The 20,167-nt window shown below is 62.0% G+C and carries 19 protein-coding genes and 1 tRNA gene; 13 read left to right on the top strand and 7 right to left on the bottom strand.

All coding sequences use genetic code 11. The features are described from left to right. Window position 1: 1 nt before the first annotated feature. Complete coding sequence (gene rsfS, locus BLW25_RS15790) at window positions 2-322, bottom strand: ribosome silencing factor (protein WP_092900780.1); 321 nt, start codon at window positions 320-322, stop codon at window positions 2-4. A gap of 303 nt (window positions 323-625) precedes the next feature. After that, window positions 626-874, bottom strand: coding sequence for a hypothetical protein (locus BLW25_RS15795; protein ID WP_092900784.1), 249 nt, complete (start codon window positions 872-874; stop codon window positions 626-628). Window positions 875-1,199: 325 nt separating this feature from the next. On the opposite strand from BLW25_RS15795, the gene leuC reads away from it, so the two are divergent. The 5 genes from leuC to BLW25_RS15820 all read left to right on the top strand — a co-directional run bounded on the left by leuC (window position 1,200) and on the right by BLW25_RS15820 (window position 6,021). Further along, window positions 1,200-2,633 carry a 3-isopropylmalate dehydratase large subunit gene (gene leuC, locus BLW25_RS15800; protein ID WP_092900787.1) on the top strand — a complete coding sequence of 478 codons (1,434 nt, stop codon included), beginning with the start codon at window positions 1,200-1,202 and terminating at the stop codon, window positions 2,631-2,633. A 26-nt stretch (window positions 2,634-2,659) separates the two neighbouring features. Further along, window positions 2,660-3,181 (top strand): HdeD family acid-resistance protein, encoded by a 522-nt coding sequence (locus tag BLW25_RS15805; protein WP_092900790.1) that lies wholly within the window; start codon window positions 2,660-2,662, stop codon window positions 3,179-3,181. A 10-nt stretch (window positions 3,182-3,191) separates the two neighbouring features. Next, window positions 3,192-3,797, top strand: a complete 606-nt coding sequence (gene leuD, locus BLW25_RS15810) for a 3-isopropylmalate dehydratase small subunit (RefSeq protein ID WP_092900793.1) — start codon at window positions 3,192-3,194, stop codon at window positions 3,795-3,797. Window positions 3,798-4,072: 275 nt separating this feature from the next. Continuing rightward, window positions 4,073-4,969: a hypothetical protein gene (locus BLW25_RS15815; protein ID WP_092902177.1), complete on the top strand. Its 897-nt coding sequence runs from the start codon at window positions 4,073-4,075 to the stop codon at window positions 4,967-4,969. Window positions 4,970-5,025: 56 nt separating this feature from the next. Then, window positions 5,026-6,021: an endonuclease/exonuclease/phosphatase family protein gene (locus BLW25_RS15820; RefSeq protein ID WP_253188508.1), complete on the top strand. Its 996-nt coding sequence runs from the start codon at window positions 5,026-5,028 to the stop codon at window positions 6,019-6,021. 9 nt (window positions 6,022-6,030) lie between these two features. Here BLW25_RS15820 and BLW25_RS15825 read toward each other — a convergent pair whose 3' ends face one another. From BLW25_RS15825 to ubiG, 3 genes are read right to left on the bottom strand one after another with little or no spacing between them, the layout of a single operon-like run. Next, complete coding sequence (locus BLW25_RS15825; RefSeq protein WP_171909584.1) at window positions 6,031-6,888, bottom strand: YihY/virulence factor BrkB family protein; 858 nt, start codon at window positions 6,886-6,888, stop codon at window positions 6,031-6,033. Further along, window positions 6,885-7,820, bottom strand: a complete 936-nt coding sequence (locus BLW25_RS15830; RefSeq protein ID WP_253188510.1) for an Lnb N-terminal periplasmic domain-containing protein — start codon at window positions 7,818-7,820, stop codon at window positions 6,885-6,887. The genes BLW25_RS15825 and BLW25_RS15830 overlap by 4 nt, the downstream gene beginning before the upstream one ends. 8 nt (window positions 7,821-7,828) lie before the next feature. Continuing rightward, a complete protein-coding gene (gene ubiG, locus BLW25_RS15835) occupies window positions 7,829-8,569 on the bottom strand; it encodes a bifunctional 2-polyprenyl-6-hydroxyphenol methylase/3-demethylubiquinol 3-O-methyltransferase UbiG (RefSeq protein WP_092900802.1) in 741 nt (246 codons plus the stop codon). A 49-nt stretch (window positions 8,570-8,618) separates the two neighbouring features. On the opposite strand from ubiG, the gene pip reads away from it, so the two are divergent. The 6 genes from pip (at window position 8,619) to BLW25_RS15880 (ending at window position 16,397) form a co-directional block, all read left to right on the top strand. Then, the gene (gene pip / locus BLW25_RS15840; protein ID WP_092900805.1) at window positions 8,619-9,584 is read left to right on the top strand and encodes a prolyl aminopeptidase; all 966 of its coding nucleotides are present in this window, start codon (window positions 8,619-8,621) and stop codon (window positions 9,582-9,584) included. Between the two features lie 760 nt (window positions 9,585-10,344). Continuing rightward, window positions 10,345-10,434, top strand: a tRNA-Ser gene (locus BLW25_RS15850). 96 nt (window positions 10,435-10,530) lie between these two features. Further along, window positions 10,531-12,267, top strand: coding sequence for a site-specific integrase (locus BLW25_RS15855; RefSeq protein WP_092900811.1), 1,737 nt, complete (start codon window positions 10,531-10,533; stop codon window positions 12,265-12,267). Between the two features lie 317 nt (window positions 12,268-12,584). Continuing rightward, the gene (locus BLW25_RS15860) at window positions 12,585-13,364 is read left to right on the top strand and encodes a hypothetical protein (protein WP_092900814.1); all 780 of its coding nucleotides are present in this window, start codon (window positions 12,585-12,587) and stop codon (window positions 13,362-13,364) included. Window positions 13,365-14,356: 992 nt separating this feature from the next. Then, a complete protein-coding gene (locus tag BLW25_RS15875; RefSeq protein WP_092900823.1) occupies window positions 14,357-14,830 on the top strand; it encodes an NUDIX hydrolase in 474 nt (157 codons plus the stop codon). 67 nt (window positions 14,831-14,897) lie between these two features. Continuing rightward, complete coding sequence (locus BLW25_RS15880; protein WP_092900826.1) at window positions 14,898-16,397, top strand: inorganic phosphate transporter; 1,500 nt, start codon at window positions 14,898-14,900, stop codon at window positions 16,395-16,397. A gap of 15 nt (window positions 16,398-16,412) precedes the next feature. Here the strand turns inward: BLW25_RS15880 and BLW25_RS15885 are convergent, their stop codons facing one another. Further along, complete coding sequence (locus tag BLW25_RS15885; RefSeq protein ID WP_253188512.1) at window positions 16,413-17,306, bottom strand: LysR family transcriptional regulator; 894 nt, start codon at window positions 17,304-17,306, stop codon at window positions 16,413-16,415. Window positions 17,307-17,410: 104 nt separating this feature from the next. On the opposite strand from BLW25_RS15885, the gene BLW25_RS15890 reads away from it, so the two are divergent. Together BLW25_RS15890 and BLW25_RS15895 are read left to right on the top strand one after the other, a co-directional pair. Continuing rightward, the gene (locus tag BLW25_RS15890) at window positions 17,411-18,181 is read left to right on the top strand and encodes an SDR family oxidoreductase (RefSeq protein ID WP_092900829.1); all 771 of its coding nucleotides are present in this window, start codon (window positions 17,411-17,413) and stop codon (window positions 18,179-18,181) included. A 62-nt stretch (window positions 18,182-18,243) separates the two neighbouring features. Beyond that, a complete protein-coding gene (locus BLW25_RS15895) occupies window positions 18,244-18,795 on the top strand; it encodes a DUF924 family protein (protein ID WP_092900832.1) in 552 nt (183 codons plus the stop codon). Window positions 18,796-19,041: 246 nt separating this feature from the next. Here the strand turns inward: BLW25_RS15895 and BLW25_RS15900 are convergent, their stop codons facing one another. Further along, window positions 19,042-20,136 (bottom strand): glycosyltransferase, encoded by a 1,095-nt coding sequence (locus BLW25_RS15900; RefSeq protein ID WP_171909585.1) that lies wholly within the window; start codon window positions 20,134-20,136, stop codon window positions 19,042-19,044. Window positions 20,137-20,167: the final 31 nt, after the last annotated feature.

A 20,167-nucleotide genomic window follows, 5' to 3' on the forward strand; every position in this document is an offset into this window, starting at 1 on the left:
CTTACAGCGTGCGGGCGGCCCCGACCTGTCCGGCGGGCAGCCACATCTTTTCCAGCTGGTAGAATTCACGCACTTCCGGGCGGAAGACATGGACGATCACATCGCCCGAATCGATCAGCACCCAGTCGCCGGTTTCTTTGCCTTCCATGCGGGAGACAATACCGAAGGCCTGCTTCAGGCGTTCCGACAATTTCTCGGCAATCGCGGCCACCTGGCGCGACGAACGTCCCGAGCAGATCACCATGTAATCGGCGACATCCGAACGGCCGCGCAGGTCGATCAGCACGACATCCTCGGCCTTGTCATCCTCAACCGAGGCCATGACGGCATCGCGAACGGCGTCCGAGCTGAATTCCGTCTGGGCAGGGCGTCCGGCGCGCGGGGCAACCGGCAGGCCGGTTGCAGGGTCAGTATGGGACAGGGAAGTGTCCTCCAAAGCAGCGCGCAAGCCCCGCGCCGGGCATCTCAGGCCAGCCTATCACCCGAAGCGGGTAATCTCAACATTCGACGGATCAGGTTGCATGGCGGCGGCGGGCGGGGGTTCAGAGCGTGAAGGCCGCGACTTCGGCGTGGGTGCCCGGACGGCAGCGCCAGGCCATCACGCCACCCACCAGTGGCCGCCCGCTCATCGAAGCGGGAGATCTTCGCGCCGCAGTGCAACCCGCTCTGTCAGCGCCTTAATCGCTGCCGACAGCCGGGCAGGGTGATCCGGATCGTCGACCAGAAGTGTAAGGCCGCGCGGGCGGGGCATCACATCGAAGGTGGTCCCCTTCCTGTCCAGGACCGGGAGTTTCATCTGCCTGTCTGCGGTCGAAACCGGCAGACAGAACCGCCATGTCTCGCCCCGGGCGATCTGGTTCAGCGGCGTGGTCATCCAGAGCGTCCGCCTGTCGTGATTCTCGCCGTTGAAATAGCCCGAGCGCGCCTCCCATCCCGCGTCAGAGGGGGCCTGCCCGCCTTCGCCATGGCGCCATCTGGCCCGACCCTTGCCTGAAACAGGATTCGGGGCTAGATACCAGCTTATGCAAGGGTTCATCTATTTCAACATCACCGACCACGCGCGTCTTCCGGCGCGGTTTTTCGGTGCGACCCGCAACATTCTCGCACGTCTTTGACGCGGCGGGCAGGATCACCTGCCCAGACGCCGCCGGACCTCGTGAACCAGTCAATCTGAAAAGCTATCCCAAAAGGTGAGAGCCATGACCGCCCCTAAATCGGCCGCTCCGAGAACACTCTACGACAAGATCTGGGACGACCACGTCGTCCATACGTCGGAAGACGGCACCTGTCTTCTGTATATCGACCGCCATCTGGTGCATGAAGTCACCAGCCCCCAGGCGTTCGAAGGCCTGCGGATGACCGGTCGCAAAGTGCGCGCGCCCGAGAAAACCATCGCGGTGCCCGACCATAACGTGCCCACGACCGAGGGCCGTGAGACCCATATCGACAATGAGGAATCGCGCATCCAGGTCGAAGCGCTCGACAAGAACGCGCGTGAATTCGGCGTGGTTTACTATCCGGTGACCGATATCCGCCAGGGCATCGTGCATATCGTCGGCCCGGAACAGGGCTGGACGCTGCCGGGTATGACGGTTGTATGCGGCGACAGCCATACCGCGACCCATGGTGCGTTTGGCGCGCTCGCGCATGGGATCGGCACGTCTGAGGTCGAACATGTTCTGGCGACGCAGACGCTGATCCAGAAAAAATCGAAAAACATGAAGGTCGAGATCACCGGCAAGCTCTTGCCCGGCGTGACCGCGAAAGACATCACCCTGGCCGTGATCGGCAAGACCGGCACCGCTGGCGGCACTGGCTATGTCATTGAATATTGCGGCGAAGCGATCCGTGATCTTTCGATGGAAGGCCGGATGACGGTCTGCAACATGGCCATCGAAGGCGGCGCCCGCGCTGGTCTGATCGCACCGGATGAGAAGACCTTCGCCTATTGCATGGGCCGCCCCCATGCGCCGAAAGGCGCGAAATGGGAGGCTGCGGTCTCTTACTGGAAAACGCTCTTCACCGATGAAGGCGCGCATTTCGACAAGGTGATCACGATCAGAGGCGAAGATATCGCGCCGGTCGTGACCTGGGGCACCTCGCCCGAAGACGTGCTGCCGATCACCGCGACGGTGCCTTTCGCCGCTGACTTCCAGGGTGGCAAGGTCGAGGCGGCACAGCGCTCCATCGACTATATGGGCCTGACCCCTGGCATGAAACTGACCGATGTAAAGGTCGATGCCGTGTTCATCGGCTCCTGCACCAACGGCCGCATCGAAGATCTGCGCGCCGCCGCCGGGATCCTCAAAGGCCGCAAACTGGCGCCGGGCGTCCGTGGCATGGTTGTGCCGGGTTCGGGCCTCGTGCGGCTTCAGGCCGAGGAAGAGGGTCTGGCGCAGATCTTCACCGATGCCGGCTTTGAATGGCGTCTGGCCGGGTGCTCGATGTGCCTCGGCATGAACCCTGACCAGCTGGCCCCGGGCGAGCGTTGCGCTGCCACCTCGAACCGCAATTTCGAGGGCCGGATGGGTCGTGGCGGCCGCACGCATCTGATGTCGCCGGTGATGGCGGCCGCAGCAGCAATTACCGGCCACCTGACTGATATTCGTGATATCATGGCGGAAACCGCCTGATTTCACACAGTCAAAGGACAGTCGTCATGAAGGGTTCCACTACCAGCATTCTTGCAGGCGTGCTCGCCGTAATCGCCGGGCTTATCGCACTGATCTTTCCGCTTCCTGCCTCGTTGGCGGTGGCGGTGTTTGTTGGCCTGGCCTTTCTGATTTCGGGTGCGCTAGGGCTCTTTGCCGCCTTTTCGGACAAAGCGCTGCCATCGCGCGGCTGGCTGATGCTTCTGGCACTGATGCAGCTGGTGCTGGGCGTCTGGCTGCTGGCCAATCCGCTGGCGGGCCTGATTTCGCTGACGATTATGGCGGGGGCACTGTTCTTCGCGACCGGCGTGTTGCGGCTGGTCTGGGCCTTCCGTCTTGGAACATCCGCAGGTCAGGGCTTCTGGGTCCTGATCCTGACGGGGCTGCTTTCGGTCGGACTTGGGCTCTATGTCCTTTTCTTCCTTCCCGCAGCCAGCGCGATCCTGCTTGGAACGCTTCTGGCCATCGAACTTCTCTCTGTCGGCGCCGCCCTGATCGCGATGGGCATTGCGCTGAGAAAACTCCAATAGGCGAAAACCCATGGATAAATTCACCACCATCACCGGGATTGCGGCGCCGATGCCGCTTGTGAATATCGACACCGATATGATCATCCCGAAGCAATTCCTGAAAACGATCAAGCGGTCCGGCCTCGGCGTGAACCTGTTTGACGAAATGCGCTACACGCTCGACGGCAAGGAAATCCCGGATTTCGTGCTGAACCAGCCGGCGTATCGCGAGAGCCAGATCATCGTGGCAGGCGATAATTTCGGCTGTGGCTCCTCGCGCGAACACGCGCCCTGGGCGCTGATGGATTTCGGGATCCGCTCTGTGATCTCGACCTCTTTTGCGGATATTTTCTACAATAACTGCTTCAAGAACGGCATTCTGCCTATCATCCTGCCGCAAGACGCTGTCGACTACCTGATGGACGACGCGAAAAAGGGCGCCAATGCCCGCATCACCGTGGATCTTGAGAACCAGACGGTTTCGGCCTCGGATGGCAAGAGCTTTGCCTTCGAGGTGGATGCGTTCAAAAAACACTGCCTCCTGAACGGGCTCGACGATATCGGGCTCACGATGGAGAAAGTCTCGGCGATCGACACATTCGAGAAGCAGAACGCGGCCGCCCGCCCCTGGGCCTGACGCCTGGCCCCTTTAAGTCTGCCTGGGGCAATCCCGGGGTGGTTGATTTCAACGCGGCATCCCCGGGGTGCCGCGTTTTTTGTCGATGTGTTGAATTCTCGTGATTTTTCTTCCGGATTTACCGGGGATTGTCGCTTTTGCTCCATTCTTGCAACATCTTCGCCCTGTTTCGGCCACAGGGCCAGGGTCTCATAGGGATGATAGTTGCTTCACTCGGCGAAAGTAGGCAAAAGTTGGGCAAAATTGAGGCGATCCGCCATAATGTCGGCGGGATCATGGGAAACAGGAGGCGGCATCGTATCGCTTCCGTCCATGTTGAGGAAGTGAAGGCAGTGGTCTCACGGCTGACCGGCGCCCTTGTGCGCGCATTTCTGGTGATGCTTCTCATCGCCACACCCTCGGTGATCCTGCCGGGGACGGGGCCTGATACGCAGCAGATGGTGGCACTGATCGCTTTGTTCGGCGGCGTCCTGACCTTTGCCGAATATAATGCCGTCTATCCGAGCCTTGTCGAATTCCGCGACGCGCCGCCCTTCAACCGCATCCGTTACCTGGCGCTGTTTCTCACCGTTTTCATTCTTTCGGTGATCGAGGCGGCCAATATCGCCCCCACTTCCTTTACCCGCCTGTTCGAGGCGCTTGGCCTGTTGATCGGGCATTCGCTCGACTTTCCCTATTCGCCCGTCCGCCTTGCCACGATGATGATGTCGGAAAACGCAAGCGCGGCCGATATTTCGGCTGTCCGCAGTGCCGCCGGAACGGCCTATATCATCTCATTGATTTCGCTGGCTTTCTTTGTTGTGATCTTCAAGCTGAAAGGCTGGCCGTCGCGCCACAAGGATTTCAATGTCTGGGTGAACCTGCCGACATTCGAGCCGACAGCCGGCGGCGATGTGGTGGACCGGCTCGAGCGGGACGCGCGTCTTAACCTTTCCTTAGGCTTTCTGCTGCCATTCCTGATCCCGGCGGTGGTGACACTGGTCTCGGGCGGGTTTGATCCGGTAACGCTCACCTCGCCGCAAACCCTGATCTGGACGATGGCGGCATGGGCATTCCTTCCGGCTTCTCTTCTGATGCGTGGCGTCGCCATGGGGCGGATCGCGGCCATGATCCGGCAGCGCAGGGTCGCCAATCTGCCGCCCACTCATCCGGGTATCGTTGCCGCCCTCTGATCGCCTGGCTTTGCCTGATCCTGTTGCCCGTCACTGCCGCGCTGGCTGAGACGGGGGTGAAGCTTGCAGTGTGGAATATCGAGCTGGAGCGCCGGGGGCCCGGCCTTTTGCTGCGCGACATCGTCAGCGGCAAAGATGCGCAGGTCGAGGCGGCGCTTCGGGTGCTGGCAGATCTTGATGCCGATGTGATCCTGCTTGCAGGGTTCGATTATGACCACGGGCTGCTGGCGGCGCGGCATTTTGCCGACCGTCTGGCCCTGATCGGGCCGGATTATCCGCATCTCTTCGCGCTGCGGCCCAATCGGGGCATCGCGACCGGTCTCGATCTGGATCTTGACGGGCGGCGCGGCGGGCCGGGGGATGCCCAGGGCTGGGGCTATTTCGCCGGTCAGTCCGGCATGGTGATCCTGTCAAAACTCCCGACAGACGGCGCCGCTGCGCGTGACTTCAGCCCCTTTCTCTGGGCCGATCTGCCCGGTGCGCTCTGGCCGCAATCACTGCCTTCCGAGGCGCGCGAGGTGCTCCGGCTCTCGACCACCGGCCATTGGGAGGTGCCGCTGATCCTCCCTGATGGCAGGCGGCTGCGGCTGCTGACCTGGCATGGCGCGGCTCCGGTTTTCGGTGCGCCGGGCGAGGTGAATGCGCGGCGCAACCATGATGAGACCGCCTTCTGGACCGCGCTGATCGAGGGGCGGCTGCCATGGGCACCGCCTGCGCCCCCCTTTGTCGTGATGGGCGTCAGCAATCTCGACCCGATTGACGGGGATGGCCGGCATGATGCGATCCGCAGCCTGATCACGCATTCCGCACTGCAGGACCCGGCGCCGCGCGCGGCTTTTGCACCGGCAGATCCGGGTCAGCTGGGCGATCCGGCGCTGGACACGGCGGTTTTTGCAAAAACCGGGGGCCTGCGCACGGCGGTAATCCTGCCCGGTGCCGCGTCTGAGGTGGCTGAGGCGGGGATCCTGCGCCCGGCATCGGAGGATCCGCTTTCGGAAGCCTCCGGTGCCGCGTCGCGCAGCTTTCCGATCTGGATCAGGCTGGCGCCATGAGCGCGGCGCTCAGCCCATCCGGCCCATCTGGCGCCGGATGCGGCGCGCCTGATCCAGCTCCGCATTGATTGCCCCGCCTGCGAGAATTGCCCAGACCGAGAGGTAGAGCCACATCATCAGGATTACCGCGGCCCCGATCGAGCCATAGATCCTGTTGTAACTGTTGAAATTCTCGAGATAGAGCGAGAAGCCCATCGAGACCCCCGCCCAGGCCAGGGTCGCGAAAATGACCCCGCCCGAGAACCAGCGCGAACGCTCGTTCCGGGGGACATTGGGGCCGTAGCGGTAGAGGATCGAGAGGCAGATCAGCACCAGCAGCAGCATCGCCGCCCAGGGCAGAAAGCGGGTCAGCCGTGGCGCGAAATCATCCAGTGGCATCCAGGACAGGAGGATCGGCACCACCACCACCGTGGCCAGCGTTCCGATCAGTGCGCCGATCAGCGCGAGCGTCAGAACAAAATCACGTGCCATGCCGCCCAGCCAGGAGCGCGGCACTGCGCGATGCACCACATCAAGCCCCTGGACCAGCGCCGAAACCCCGTTGCGCGCCGAATAAAGCGCGACCAGCAGCGAAAGCACCGTGGCCCAGCCCAGCGTTGTGCGCGGTGCATTGACCAGTCCCATGACCTGCTCATGGATCAACAGGCTGGCATCGGGGGGCAAAAACCGCTCGGCCACCTGGAGATAGCCCGCGATCACCACCGGATCGGCCATCATCCCCCAGATCGCCACCACTGCCGCAAGGCCGGGAAAGACCGCGAACATGGCGTAAAAGGCCACTCCGGCGGCGACGAGGCCGAAATGGCCATCGGTCATCCGCTCGCCCACCGCCGGGATAAAGCGCCAGATCCGGCGCAGCGCCTTCATTGCCGGATCCATGTGGAGAAATCTGCGCCTGGCGGCATTTCGCGCGCGCGCGGCGAGATCAGGGCGCGGGCGCGCTTTTCGTCCAGCGTGCCGGGCCCGGCAAGGGCGCCGAGGCGGTCGAGATATTCCGGCAGCAGGCCCGGCATCACGAGGCTGCGGTCCAGCGGCAGATCGGAAGACAGTACCCGTGCCAGCTTCCACACCACCGAGGCGCAATTCGCGGTTACGGTATTATACCAGGCGGGCCGTTCGTTCAGGTCATTGCCCAGCCTGAGAAAGCCAAGAAAGACCGCGATCTGCTGATCCTGGGTCAGATCCAGCGGGTAGAGATGCACCTCTTCGGCGCGCGGCACGGCGCGCCATTGCACGATATCTGCCTCATCAGCGGCGATCAGCGACAGCTCGAACTGGCGGAAGAAACCGCCAAGCGCCGAGAAACTCTCGCCTTTCTCGCGGCGGATCTCGACCGAGAAGGTCAGGGGGGTGCCGTCCTGAAAGCGGAAGCTGACCAGCAGATGTGCGATTTTCGGATTACCCCAGGAGGAGGTGATCATATCGACCCCGTCGAGTTTCGCCAGGTCGACGGTCCGGCTGGTCCAGCCCTCAACTGCCGCATCGGCGGTCTTCCAGCGGAAGGTGCGGATGTTTTCCAGATGAACCAGGCTGCCTTCGGCCTCGCCCTTGACTATATACGCGACATCGGGTGCCCAGTCGCGATCCTGGCGCGGCTGCAGGCTGAAAAACCAGCCCAAGACCAGAACCAGCAGCAGGGCAAGCCCGGTCCAGCCCCAGCCGGGCCCCAGCCGCGCCCAGGCCACCAGGAGGACCGCAATTCCCAACCCGGCCAGTGCCAGCAGGCGTGCATGCGGGAACTGTACCCACAGCGCCGCCGCCGCCCAGGCCGCAAAAAGACTAAGGACAAGCCAGAACACCACTGCTTTCACCGTTTTACACTCGCCGTGACATAATTGACCGAAAGATCGCGCGAAGACAGGCTCCAGCGCCAGGAGACCGGGTTGAAGACCATCCCCTTGCGATCCACCGGGTCAAGCCCGGCCTGCCGGATCAGATCGTAAAGCTCATCCGGCGTGATGAATTTCGCCCAGTCATGCGTGCCTTTCGGCAGCCAGCGCATGATCCATTCGGCCCCTATGATCGCCATGGCGAAGCTTTTCGTGTTGCGGTTCATGGTCGAACAGATCATCAGCCCGCCGGGCTTCAGCAGCTGCTGGCAGGCGGTCAGATAGGCCAGCGGATCGGCGACATGCTCGACCACTTCCATATTCAGCACGACATCATAACGCTCACCGGCGGCGGCCAGTGCCTCGGCGGTGGTGTGGCGATAGTCGATCCGGAGACCCTGGGTCTCGGCATGGACGCGGGCCACCGGGATATTGCGCTCGGCCGCATCGGCACCGGTCACATCAGCCCCCAGCCGCGCCATCGGCTCGGATAAAAGCCCGCCACCACAGCCGATATCGAGGAGACGCAACCCGTCAAAAGCGCGCGGTGCTGTCAGATCACGGCCAAATTCGCCGGCAATCTGGCTGGTTATATAGTCAAGCCGGCAGGGGTTCATCAGATGCAGCGGGCGGAATTTACCCTTAGGATCCCACCATTCCTCTGCCATGGCCTGGAATTTGGCGACTTCGGCAGGATCGATAGTGCTTGCGGCTGACATCGCATGTCCTCGTTCGACTTTGTCTTTTCATCACGTTATATAGACCGCAATGGACCAGAGATCAGGACAAAAACGCGCATCGGATTTCCTTTACCCGCCGGTCGAGCCTTTCGACCAGCGTATGATGGATATGGGCGACGGCCATCAGGTCTATGTTGAACAATGCGGCAATCCGGATGGCGTTCCGGTGATTGTCTTTCACGGCGGTCCCGGGGGCGGCTGCAGCCCGCTGATGCGGCGCTATTTCGACCCTCGCCATTACCGGGTGGTGCTGTTCGATCAGCGCGGCTGCGGAAGATCGGTGCCCCGCGCCTCGGTGATCCGCAACACGACATGGGATCTGGTCGCCGATGTCGAGCGTATCCGCGAGGCACTTGGCATCGGGCGCTATATCGGTTTTGGCGGCAGCTGGGGGGCGACGCTGGCGCTGATTACCGCCATCACCCATCCAGGCCGCGTTTCGAACCTCGTGCTGCGCGGGGTCTTCCTCATGACGCGGCGCGAGCTCACCTGGTTTTACGGCGGCGGCGCGGGGGCGTTTTTCCCCGAACTGTGGCAGCGCTTCATCGACCCTATTCCGGAGGAGGAGCGCGGCGATCTGATCGCGGCCTATCACCGGCGGCTCTTTTCGGGCGACCGGATGACGGAAATCCGCTACGCGCGGATCTGGTCGGGCTGGGAAAACGCGCTTGCCTCGATCAGCAGCGACGGCTGGATGGGCGAAAGCCCCGCCGATTATGCCCATGCCTTTGCCCGGCTCGAGAACCATTATTTTATCAATGGCGGCTTTCTGGACCAGGACGGCTGGATCGTACAGAACCGTGCCCGGATCGCAGATATCGACACCGATATCGTCCAGGGGCGCTATGACATGGTCTGCCCGCCGCAATCGGCCTGGAACCTCGCGGAGGGCTGGGCCAAAGCGCGGGTGCATTTCGTGCCCCTGGCCGGTCACGCGCTGTCGGAACCCGGCATTTCCGAAGCGCTGGTGCGGGTGATGGACCGTCTGCGCTGAAGCACCGTGCTTAATTGGGACAAGACTGCTGATAGCTGACAACGAAGTTTGCACCGCGTGACACGCGAACCTGCAGCAGACCAGTTCAGCGGAAACAAGGCACTGCCTTTGCTCTTTATGGCCAACGTATCGGTCTGCAGCGGCTTCGCACTGATCGGAGATGTCGGCGGGGTTCTCGAAGAAGAATTTCCATTTCGCGATAAGTGGCTTCAGGTGACGCAGCACTTCGCGAGTGAAGCACTACTCCCAACCGTGAGGCCTGTCTGTTGCTATACGCTGGATGACGGGCGGATAGCCGGCAAGAAACTCGAAGGGAGCCATTTCCATCTTGTAACGGAGGCATTCACTTAGCGCTTCAGTCCCGGCCTCTGGTGGATCGGGGTAATGACCCGCTGTAGCCGGGAATGGACCCCAGAGCGAACAACAGTCCCTTCACCAGTCCTGGGTTGAAAGGCTTCTCAATGTTATTGCCTTTCCAGGTCTGGCGCCCCTGATTTAGCATCCTCGGAGCTATCGTGCCCCAGATGACATTGTTCGCGGTACCCCCCAACCGGCTCGCTGCGATCTTCTGTGGTCTTGTGTGAACAGGCGCCGGATATCACCAGAAATTGTGCTTTTCCGCAGGTGTGGCCGCGACATATCGGCGATCACCTCGCTGAACAGCCGGAAAATTCCTGCCGTACAGAGGTGATGCCCGCATGACTTTGGCCCGGTGAAAAAGCCCTTGTTTATCCGGCCTTCGCTCAATATACGAGGCGGTGGAGATGTGGCCGAGTGGTCGAAGGCACACCCCTGCTAAGGGTGCAGGCCCGGAAGGGTCTCGAGGGTTCGAATCCCTTCGTCTCCGCCACTTGGCCTTCAAAGCATTGAACGCCAACGTTATTTTCAAGGATAATCTGGTCGAACCTGTTCCTGCTACAGCACACTGCTACAGCGGGGGCCAAGGATGGGCACCACATCACGACTCGTCAGACGCGGAGCGGTCTTCTACTTCCGCATGAGCGTCCCGCGCCGCCTCGTTGCCCGAGTCGGGCGCAGCGAACTCTCCTTGTCGTTGCGGACTGGCTGCCGTTACGCTGCGACCCAGAAATGCCGGGCGCTCTCGATCACGCTCGACCGATACTTTCTGGGGCTGGAGCGAATGACGAAGACCACGATTGAGCAGATCAACGATCAGCTCCGGCGCTATTTTCAGACTTGCCTGAACCGCAATGAGGAAATTGCGACGATCTACCCCAGCGATCCGGTCTTCGATATCTATCCCGAGGCTGAGGGCCTGTCAGAGCGTGTTAAGGGATACAGAGAACAGCTCCGCAGTCGCGTATACGCTGAGGCCATTCAGAACGAGGCCAGGGAACTGCTGGAAGGCATCCCGGCCAGCGCGTCTACCTCGGGGCTGGATGCCTTGCACCACGCCTGCAGGGGCGTCCTGCGCGCCCGCATAGATAGCGCGCAGCATCTTGTGGCCGAACTGACGGGAGAGCCGCAAGCGCCTCGTGATGCTATGTTCGTCGGGATCACAGCGGATGATCTGCCCTTGCCGCCGGGCGAAGAGGCGGACCCCAAGCAACCTGCACCTGTCTCAGCCCTTGCTGCTGTCGAAGACAGTGTCGAGCAAATCAGCGTCACGGAGCTGGTGGAGCGCTTTCAAAAGGCCAAGAGTAAGGGAAAGTGGTCCGTCAAGACCGCCAGCGATCTTGGTTACACCATGCAGATCGTCTTTTCGGTCATACAGCCGGAGATGCTGATCACGTCGATCACGGACAAACACATACGTGCTTTGCGGGATCTGATCGTGAGCCTGCCTCCCAATGCCCAAAAGAGCAAGGAAGCGGCAGGGGAAAGCCTGCTCGCGCTGGCCGAGGCGAACACCGAAGGGGCGACGCTGAGCTATGCCACGCAGGAGAAGCGGCTGCGCTTCTTTAAGACAATGTTGGGTTGGGCTGTTGATGAAGGCTATCTGGCGAAAATCCCGGGGGCCAAAGTTAAGGTTGAACGGCCCGAGCGGGATGCGGAGGAAGACCGCGCTCCGTATTCGCAGGACCAATTGCGCAAGATCTTCCGGTCGCCCGTGTACACTGGGCGTAAGAGCGAGGCGCATTCCAATACCGCCGGAACCCTGTTGTTGCGTGACGGCAAGTTCTGGGTCCCCTTGATCGCGCTGTATTCGGGGATGCGGCTCGGGGAGATCGTCCAGCTGCTCAGAGCTGACATAAAGCAGGAGAACGGGGTTTGGTTCTTCGACAACGCCAAAACGCCGGGGGTAAGCAAGCGGCTCAAGACCAATTCGTCGATCAGGCAAGTGCCGATCCACAAGCACCTGATCGAAGCCGGGTTTCTCAGGTACGTCGACGGTGTGAAATCTGGAGAGCGCTTGTTCCCAGAGCTTAAACCGGGGAATGACGGATATTTCAGCACCAATTTTTCAAAATGGTGGACACGCTACGCGAAGGATTGCGGTTTCTACGGTAAACGAACCGCCTTTCACAGCTTCCGCCACAGCTTCATCGACGCGATGCGCGCGGCAGAAGCCCCTGCATATGCGATTGAGGCCGTGGTGGGCCACAAGAACGACTCGATTAACGCACGCTATGGCTCCGGTGTGAAACTGGCCCATATGCGGGAACTTGTTGATCAGATTTCGTATGATTTGCCTGAGCAGGATGCCCTGAGAATGGCATGATGCCCCTGATCTGGCGGCCAGAGACAAATCGGCCCGAGAGACACATTGAGAGAATTGCTCCTGAAACGTTAACTTATTTGCCCGCACAGTTTTTTGCGTTTGGCACTCGTTCTCTACACGCTCATTCCGGCCTGTGAGACATGTGCAGTTGACCGCTTGCCGCTGCCGCTTCCATCATTTGTCCCCATGTGAATTAAGATATTGAAAAGTTAACTATATTATCGCCGTATCCGCATTTTCCTTCCCTGCGCCTCGGTCCTGAATACGTTATACGAGGGCACAATGGGCTTGCTCCCCTTCGCTCAAGGAGGAGCTGAATGTCCCAGAACGACCAATTGGAACGCTTTCGAGAAGCGCTCGACCATGCCACCGCGAACGGGGGTATACCCCCCCGTCCAACCCCCATTAGCATCACCGTGTGGCAGGCTATGAGCCTGCTGCAAAAAGCTGTCAGGCGTGGGCGACTCGAACTGGCATTGCAAGCCGCATCGACATTGCTTGAGATAGCGCCGGATCGCTTCTGGCGGCGCGCGGGAATCATCGCCTTCGAGGATATAGGAGTTGCAGACCTGACAACCGCCGGGATTGTCACCGTCGCACTGGAGGGTAAGCGGTTCCGGCAGCGCCTTGGCGGGGAATGGGCGGTTGCGGCGGCCATAACTATCCGCATGGTCGCCTGCCCGAAGAACCTTGCTGCCGACGATCTCTTTTGCGTACTCGAAAGCTGGCCGGGGCTGTCTGATAATCGTCAGAGACTGGCGCAGCTGCCCGCTCCCCGGTTGAGACTGATCGCGCTCACGACCGATCTCTTGCCTCTGCGCGCATTGGCCCTGCGGATGATCTTCATGGATCGCCGTCTGGATCTTCCACGCCGGGGAAGCGCTGATTTGGGTCTCGACCTGCTTGATGAGCTTGGTGTCGCCCCCACTACGCTTGCTATCGCCCGTGAGGGCTATCGTCGAACGGGCGAAATGCTTGCGCCGCTGGTTGCGCTGCTCTCGCTGGAAAACGGTTTGCGCGATGAGGTCCGAGACGATCTGCTCCCGCCAGAAAAGATGATCGGTCTGCCACCTCACCATCGTCCTTCGATGAATTGATGGAGTGCGACTTCATCTTGTACCTGCGGGGGGCGTTGGCAGGCACAGTGGGATGGGGGCCGCGAACACTCGGCTACAGGATGACCGGCAGCCCCATGAGGGCATTTCAGCGTGCGAGATCACAAAAAGAACTCACACGGCTTCTCACGTACCTTGGTGTGGAAAAGAAAGCTGACCTCGGCAATTTTTTTGAGAGGGCAGCCAACAGGGAAGTTTGGGTTCCTCGGATCGGCTGGCGAGGTTTGGGGCCGGACCTCCCCGCGATTACCGGCTACGATAGCCTTGGCACGTACCCCTAGAACGGGCGTATGGCCCGAATCTTGTTTGCTGCAACCTTGCGTGTCACGCCCTGCAAACTTCGCTGTCAGCTATCACTCCTGCCTCTGCGCGCATTGGCCCTGCGGATGATCTTCATGGATCGCCGTCTGGACCTTCCACGCCGGGGAAGCGCTGATATCGTACTCTACCCAGACGAGACATTGGGGGAAGTCGACTTCGCGGACATAGTCCCGAATGTGGGCCTCCTGCGGCTCCTCCCACGGCATGCCTCGGACACGCTATCGTCATAGGCCCGGACGATAGCGCGCGCCTTGGCCAGCAGCGCGCGGCCCGGCGGGATAAACTCCGGCGTCCTTTGTGGCGCGGTTGAAGATCTTACCTGCCATTCCTCCTCCAGCGCCTGCATCTGCTGGCTGACCGCGGCAAGGGTGACGAAAACCGCCTCGGCGGTGGCGCTGCCCTTATCTGCAGGGGAAGGGGCGGTTTATGGCAGCTATTCTTTACTTTGATCTGTAGTCGGGGCTGGTTTGCAAAGATGAATTTACAGATCCCGCAGGGCCCGGCCTGCCTTTCCTGGCGGGGGCAGCCGCGAAAAAGACTGTCCTGCCACGAATGTATGAACTTTGTAACGAAATTATGACGTTTACTGTCGATCATCGGATGCGGGCCTGTTAGGGGGCTGACTGGGACAGGCCCGAACCCGGGGGGTGCGTATGTTTAGGAAAATCTGGACCGATTTCGGGGCGCTGATCCTGCGCCGGCCTTCGCATTACCAGGTGGCGGCGCTGTGCTGGCATGAGACGGATGTCGGTGGGATCGAGATTTTGCTGATTTCCTCGCTGACCACCGGTCGCTGGATCCTGCCGAAGGGCTGGCCGCAAATGGGCCGCGACGGCGCCGGGACCGCGCTGGAAGAGGCCTGGGAAGAGGCCGGGATCCGTATCGAAGACCCGCAGCCGCAGCTTGTTGGCCGTTACAGATACCAGAAGCGGCTCGCGGGCGACGTGCCGGCGCGCACGATGGTCGATGTCTGGGCGATCCGCGTCGACCGGCTGCTTGACAAATACCCCGAGGCGGGGCGGCGCAAACGCGAATGGTTCGCGCCGGAAAAAGCCGCGAGCCTCGTGGATGAGCCGGAGCTGGCCCGCCTGCTGCGCGCCGCGCCGCAGCTGATCACACCCGCCTGATCGCATCCCGGCGGACCCTCCGCTGCCCGTTCCCGATTTCCCGCCACCTTCCACGCCGTGAGACCCTATGAGCGACAGAACCGACCCGCAGCTGCGCGATCAGCCCGAGCCCGGCTGGCAAGTGCTGGACCGCGACCTGAGCCGGATCTCCCGGCTGGAACTTGCGACCTCTTATGTGGCGCAGCCACTGGTCGCGGTGGGTCTGGGGCTTGTCTTCGTGGCGCTTGCCGCGCTCTGGGCGGCACTGGTGTCCGGGGGCGGCTCGGGCGGGCTGGTGATTGTGGTGGCCGCAGCTTTCGCGGCCTATCTGGCGCTGAATATCGGTGCCAATGATGTGGCGAATAATATGGGCCCGGCAGTGGGCGCCAATGCACTGACCATGGCCGGCGCTTTGGCCATCGCCGCGATCTGCGAGACCGCCGGTGCGCTGATTGCCGGGGGCGAGGTGGTCGATACCATCGCCAAGGGGATCATTGCGCCGTCGAGCCTCGGGGATGAGGCGTCTTTCGTGGTCGCGATGATGGCGGCGCTGCTGTCATCGGCGCTCTGGCTGAACCTTGCGACCTGGGTGGGGGCCCCGGTTTCGACCACCCATGCCATTGTCGGCGGCGTGGTCGGAGCAGGCGTGGCCGCCGCCGGCTTTGGTGCGGTGGACTGGGGCGGCATGTCCCGCATCGCCGCCAGCTGGATCATCTCGCCGGCAATGGGCGGGGCGCTGGCGGCAGCGGCACTGTGGGTCGTGCACAAGCTGGTGATCGACCGCGACGACAAGATCGCTGCGGCGCGGGTCTGGGTGCCGGTGCTGATCGCAGTGATGGCCGGGGCCTTCGCCACTTATCTTTCGCTCAAGGGGCTGAAACATCTGATCGATCTCAGCTTTGGCCATGCGCTGCTGATCGGGCTGATCGCCTGCGGGCTCAGCTGGGCGGCGGCAAAGCCCTATATCCTGCGCCGCTCCAGGGGGCTGGAAAACCGCAATAAATCGCTGAAAGTGCTGTTCCAGATACCGCTGGTGCTTTCTGCGGCGCTGATGAGCTTTGCGCATGGTGCCAATGATGTTTCGAACGCCATCGGGCCGCTGGCGGCCATCGTCTCGCTGCTGCATGGCGGTGTGGCCACGGCGGCGGTGCCGCTTTGGGTCATGCTGATCGGGGCGCTCGGGATCTCGGTCGGGCTTTTGCTGTTCGGGCCCCGGCTGATCCGCATGGTGGGCGGCCAGATCACCCGGCTGAACGCGATGCGCGCTTATTGCGTGGCGCTCTCGGCGGCGGTGACGGTGATCGCGGCCAGCTGGTTCGGTCTGCCGGTCAGCTCGACCCATATCGCGATCGGTGGTATTTTCGGCGTCGGCTTTTTCCGCGAGGCGGTGGAGGCGCGGCGGATGCGGCAGATGACCGGGGCGGTGGAACTGCCGGAAATGGCCAGCGAAGAGCGCCGCCGTCGCAAGCTGGTGCGCCGGTCGCATTTCATGACCATCATTCTGGCCTGGGTGATCACGGTGCCCGCAACGGCGCTGGCTTCGGGTCTGATGTATCTTGCGCTGAAAGCCCTCGGCGCGGTTTCCTGAAAAGAGGCGAGGGCTTCAGCCGGTGATCTCTGCGCGGATCACGGTTTCCAGCCAGTCGGAAACGGCGGTGATCCGGCGCAGCCCGCGCGGGCGGCCGGGAAACAGCAGATGCATAGGCATGGCGGGCGGACGATAGGCGGTCATAATCTCAACCAGCTCGCCCGAGGAGATATGGGCGGCGACATCATAGGCGGGGATCTGGATCAGCCCGAGCCCCGCCAGTGCCGCTGCAATATAGCCCTCGGCACTATTGGCCGAGACCCGCCAGGGCACAGCGCAGCTTTTGTCTTGCGCGCCTGCCTGCCAGTCCCACTCCGCCACCCGCCCGGTCGAGGGCGAGGCATAGGCGACCTGCCAGTGTCGGCCCAGGTCGCCCGGGTTCTGCGGTGTGCCATACTGCGCAAGATAGGCCGGGCTTGCGACATTGATCTGGGCGATTTCGCCCAGGCGCCGCGCCCTGAGCCCGGAATCCGTGAGGGGCCCGACCCGCAGCGCCAGATCTATGCCTTCCCCGACCAGATCCACCGCCCGGTCGGTCATGCCCAGTTCGACCTGCAGACCCGGCCAGCGCGCCATGAGCCCGGGCAGTTGAGGCGCCACGATCAGCCGCCCGATCCGCGCCGGAAGATCAATCCGCACCCGCCCCTCAACCTGGCGCGCACCACTGCGAAACAGGCTGTCGAGTTCTTCGCTTTCGGCCAGAAAGGCGAGGCATCTCTCATGGAATTCCTCGCCCTCTGCGGTGGGGGCGACAACGCGGGTGGTGCGGTTCAGCAGCCGTATCCCAAGCCTCGCCTCCAGTTCCGCGATCGCGGTCGAGACGCTGGAGCGCGGCATCTGCAATATATCCGCAGCCCTGGTAAAGCTGCGGGTGGCCACCACACGGGTGAAGATCTGAAAGAGGGTCAACTGGTCTATTGTTCGAATCCTGCGACATATGAAGCCAGAATTTGTGAGTTTATTTAATTCATTCAGAACATAAATTCCACTCCGTAACCAGTAGGAGTGCGACGATGACACGGAGTATCACGGGCAAGACCATCTTCATCGCAGGCGGGGCCAAGAACCTGGGCGGGCTGCTGGCGCGCGACTTCGCCGCTGCCGGAGCAAAGGCGATTGCGGTCCATTACAACAGTGCGGCCAGCGCGGCCGAGGCCGAGGCGACTGTCGCGGCGGTGCGGGGCGCAGGGGCGAAGGCGATTGCGATCCAGGCCGATCTGACCACGGCGGCGGCGGTCACCCGGTTTTTCACCGAGGCCGAAGCCGCGCTTGGCCGCCCGGATATTGCGATCAATACGGTTGGCAAAGTGCTGAAAAAGCCGATCTCAGAGATCAGCGAGGCCGAATATGACGAGATGAGCGACGTCAATGCCAAAGCGGCCTTCTTCTTCCTGAAAGAAGCCGGGCGCGCGGTGCAGGACAATGGTGCGATCTGCACATTGGTGACCTCGCTTCTGGGCGCCTATACCCCGTTTTATGCGAGCTATGCCGGCACCAAGGCGCCGGTCGAGCATTTCACCCGGGCTGCCTCGAAAGAATTCGGCGCGCGCGGGATCTCGGTGACCGCAATCGGCCCGGGTCCGATGGATACGCCGTTCTTTTATGGTCAGGAAGCGCCTGACGCGCAGGCCTATCACAAATCGGCCGCAGCGCTTTCGGGCTTTTCAAAGACCGGGCTGACCGACATCGAAGATATCGCGCCCTGGATCCGGTTCCTCGTCACCGAAGGCTGGTGGATGACCGGCCAGACGATCCTTGTGAATGGCGGTTACACCACGAAGTAACCACCACTCCTGGCCCGGTCGTCCCCAGCGGCCGGGCCGCCCTTTATCGGTTGGAGCCCCGTATGTTGCCCTTCACCCCCAAAACAGAGGATGTCGTCACCTTCTGGCAGGAGGCCGGCCGGCGCGGTGACTGGTTCGCGCAGCGCCCGGCTTTTGACCGCATTTTTCACGACCGCTTTCTGGCGCTGCATGAACATGTGGCAGCGGAGGATCCCGAGGGCTGGATCCGTACGCCCGAAGGGGCGCTGGCGCTGATAATCCTGCTTGACCAGTTTCCGCGCAACGCCTTTCGCGGTACGGCACGGATGTATGCGACCGACAGTCAGGCCCGTGCTTTCGCACGCGAGGCGGAGGCGCGCGGTCATGCCGCCGATGTTGACCCCGAACTGCGGCTCTTCTTCGCGTTGCCCTTTTCGCATTCCGAGGATCTGGCCGATCAGGAGGTCGCACTGCGGCTCAACCGTCGGCTTGGCCAGCCCTGGCTGTCCCATGCCGAGGGCCATCACGAAATTATCCGACGATTCGGCCGCTTTCCGCACAGGAACCGGATCCTGAAACGTGAAACCCACCCGGATGAGGCGCGTTTTCTGAAAAATGGCGGCTTTCGCGGCTGAGGCACAGCTGTCGCGGCCCGTGCTGAAACCACACGCCGCCCCCCAGGGGCCATAAGGCAGGAAAGCATGCCGGCATCGACCTGACACCGCCCGGGCGCGATAATCTGATGGCTGTGATCAGCGCGGCGATATAGCGGGCAGCCTGCGTGCAGAAACCGCCAGCCTCCCGCTGCCCGCAATCGCGCATGAGATCATGGGGAGCGCTGAGATGCCAGCGCCTGGCACGTTGGGCCAGCCTGCGCCCGGTCAACCGGTGATCAGCGCGAAGAGATGCGCCGGCGCATGGGCTGCCCGCATCCGCGCCAGTGCCTCTTCGCCCTCGGCCAGCCGGTTCAGCGCTTTGAGGCACATGAGATATTCGAAATCCATCCAGAAGGCATAGATGTCGAACCAGAGAAACAGCCGCGTCCGCGCCGGCAGCGGGATCTTCAGCCCTTCGCGCGCGAGGATCAGTGCCATTTCCGGTCGCCCTTCGGCCCGGAGCAGTTGCACCAGATGGAACAGGCATTCGGCGCGGTCGGAACAGACTTCATGTCCCTGCATAAAGGCCTGGATCGCACCTTCTGTGTCGCCGGTCTTGCGCAGTTCGATCCCGAGCCCCATCCAGGACAGGCAGAGCTCATCCTTCCAGCCGCCAAGGTCGATGCGGCGGCGATACCAGTGGATTGCCTCATGCGAGGCGCCGGCATCGCGCCAGGAATTGGCGCAGTAAAACGCGTAGCGTGGCAGCAGGTCGCGGTCGGCGTCAGGCAGCGTCGCGACCGCTTTCGCCAGCATCGCAGCATCGCGCAGGAAGGTGACCGGATCGCGCGAGCGCGCGCCCGCGGAACGGCTGATCACCGCGTAATCGCCGGGCACATGCACGACTTTTTCTGCGCCACCTAAGGGAGCGCGGTCAGGTGCGCCCTGGAAATACAGCCCCTCATGCACCACGCCGCGCCAGCGATAACGGCCATCATTGCGCAAGATCAGCTTGGTCGGATAGGTGATCGCTCCGCGCTTCATGTTCAGCGTCAGCGAGTCACAATCCTGCGGCATCTCGGGCAGGGTGCCTTCGAACCCGTCATCGGCGTCGAAAATCAGCGCAAATTCGGCGCGGCCCTCGGCATCCTTCAGCGCATATTGGCGGTTGGCGCCGAAATTCTCCCAGTCGCGGAAGGCCAGCTGCCCGGGAATGCCGCGCGTCTCGAAGAAATCGCGGATGATCTGCGGCGTCGCATCGCGCGAGCCGGTATCATGGATCACCCAGGTCGAGATTTCGATATGGTCGAGGATATTTGCCAGCGTTTCCGCAATGATCGGCGCCTCGTCGCGCACGATCATATTGAGACAGAGATCCATCCTCACCCCCCACAACACCTGCGCTTTCAAT

It is taken from the genome of Rhodobacter sp. 24-YEA-8 (assembly GCF_900105075.1).
GTDB lineage: Bacteria > Pseudomonadota > Alphaproteobacteria > Rhodobacterales > Rhodobacteraceae > Pseudogemmobacter.

Coding starts and splice junctions, on each gene's coding strand:
- BLW25_RS15875 (WP_092900823.1), top strand. CDS start 14,357: ATGTTTAGGAAAATCTGGACCGATTTCGGGGCGCTGATCCTGCGCCGG.
- BLW25_RS15825 (WP_171909584.1), bottom strand. CDS start 6,888: ATGAAGGCGCTGCGCCGGATCTGGCGCTTTATCCCGGCGGTGGGCGAG.
- ubiG (WP_092900802.1), bottom strand. CDS start 8,569: ATGTCAGCCGCAAGCACTATCGATCCTGCCGAAGTCGCCAAATTCCAG.
- BLW25_RS15855 (WP_092900811.1), top strand. CDS start 10,531: ATGGGCACCACATCACGACTCGTCAGACGCGGAGCGGTCTTCTACTTC.
- pip (WP_092900805.1), top strand. CDS start 8,619: ATGGACCAGAGATCAGGACAAAAACGCGCATCGGATTTCCTTTACCCG.
- BLW25_RS15880 (WP_092900826.1), top strand. CDS start 14,898: ATGAGCGACAGAACCGACCCGCAGCTGCGCGATCAGCCCGAGCCCGGC.
- rsfS (WP_092900780.1), bottom strand. CDS start 322: ATGGCCTCGGTTGAGGATGACAAGGCCGAGGATGTCGTGCTGATCGAC.
- BLW25_RS15795 (WP_092900784.1), bottom strand. CDS start 874: ATGACCACGCCGCTGAACCAGATCGCCCGGGGCGAGACATGGCGGTTC.
- BLW25_RS15815 (WP_092902177.1), top strand. CDS start 4,073: ATGGGAAACAGGAGGCGGCATCGTATCGCTTCCGTCCATGTTGAGGAA.
- BLW25_RS15900 (WP_171909585.1), bottom strand. CDS start 20,136: ATGGATCTCTGTCTCAATATGATCGTGCGCGACGAGGCGCCGATCATT.
- BLW25_RS15860 (WP_092900814.1), top strand. CDS start 12,585: ATGTCCCAGAACGACCAATTGGAACGCTTTCGAGAAGCGCTCGACCAT.
- leuC (WP_092900787.1), top strand. CDS start 1,200: ATGACCGCCCCTAAATCGGCCGCTCCGAGAACACTCTACGACAAGATC.
- BLW25_RS15805 (WP_092900790.1), top strand. CDS start 2,660: ATGAAGGGTTCCACTACCAGCATTCTTGCAGGCGTGCTCGCCGTAATC.
- BLW25_RS15890 (WP_092900829.1), top strand. CDS start 17,411: ATGACACGGAGTATCACGGGCAAGACCATCTTCATCGCAGGCGGGGCC.
- leuD (WP_092900793.1), top strand. CDS start 3,192: ATGGATAAATTCACCACCATCACCGGGATTGCGGCGCCGATGCCGCTT.
- BLW25_RS15895 (WP_092900832.1), top strand. CDS start 18,244: ATGTTGCCCTTCACCCCCAAAACAGAGGATGTCGTCACCTTCTGGCAG.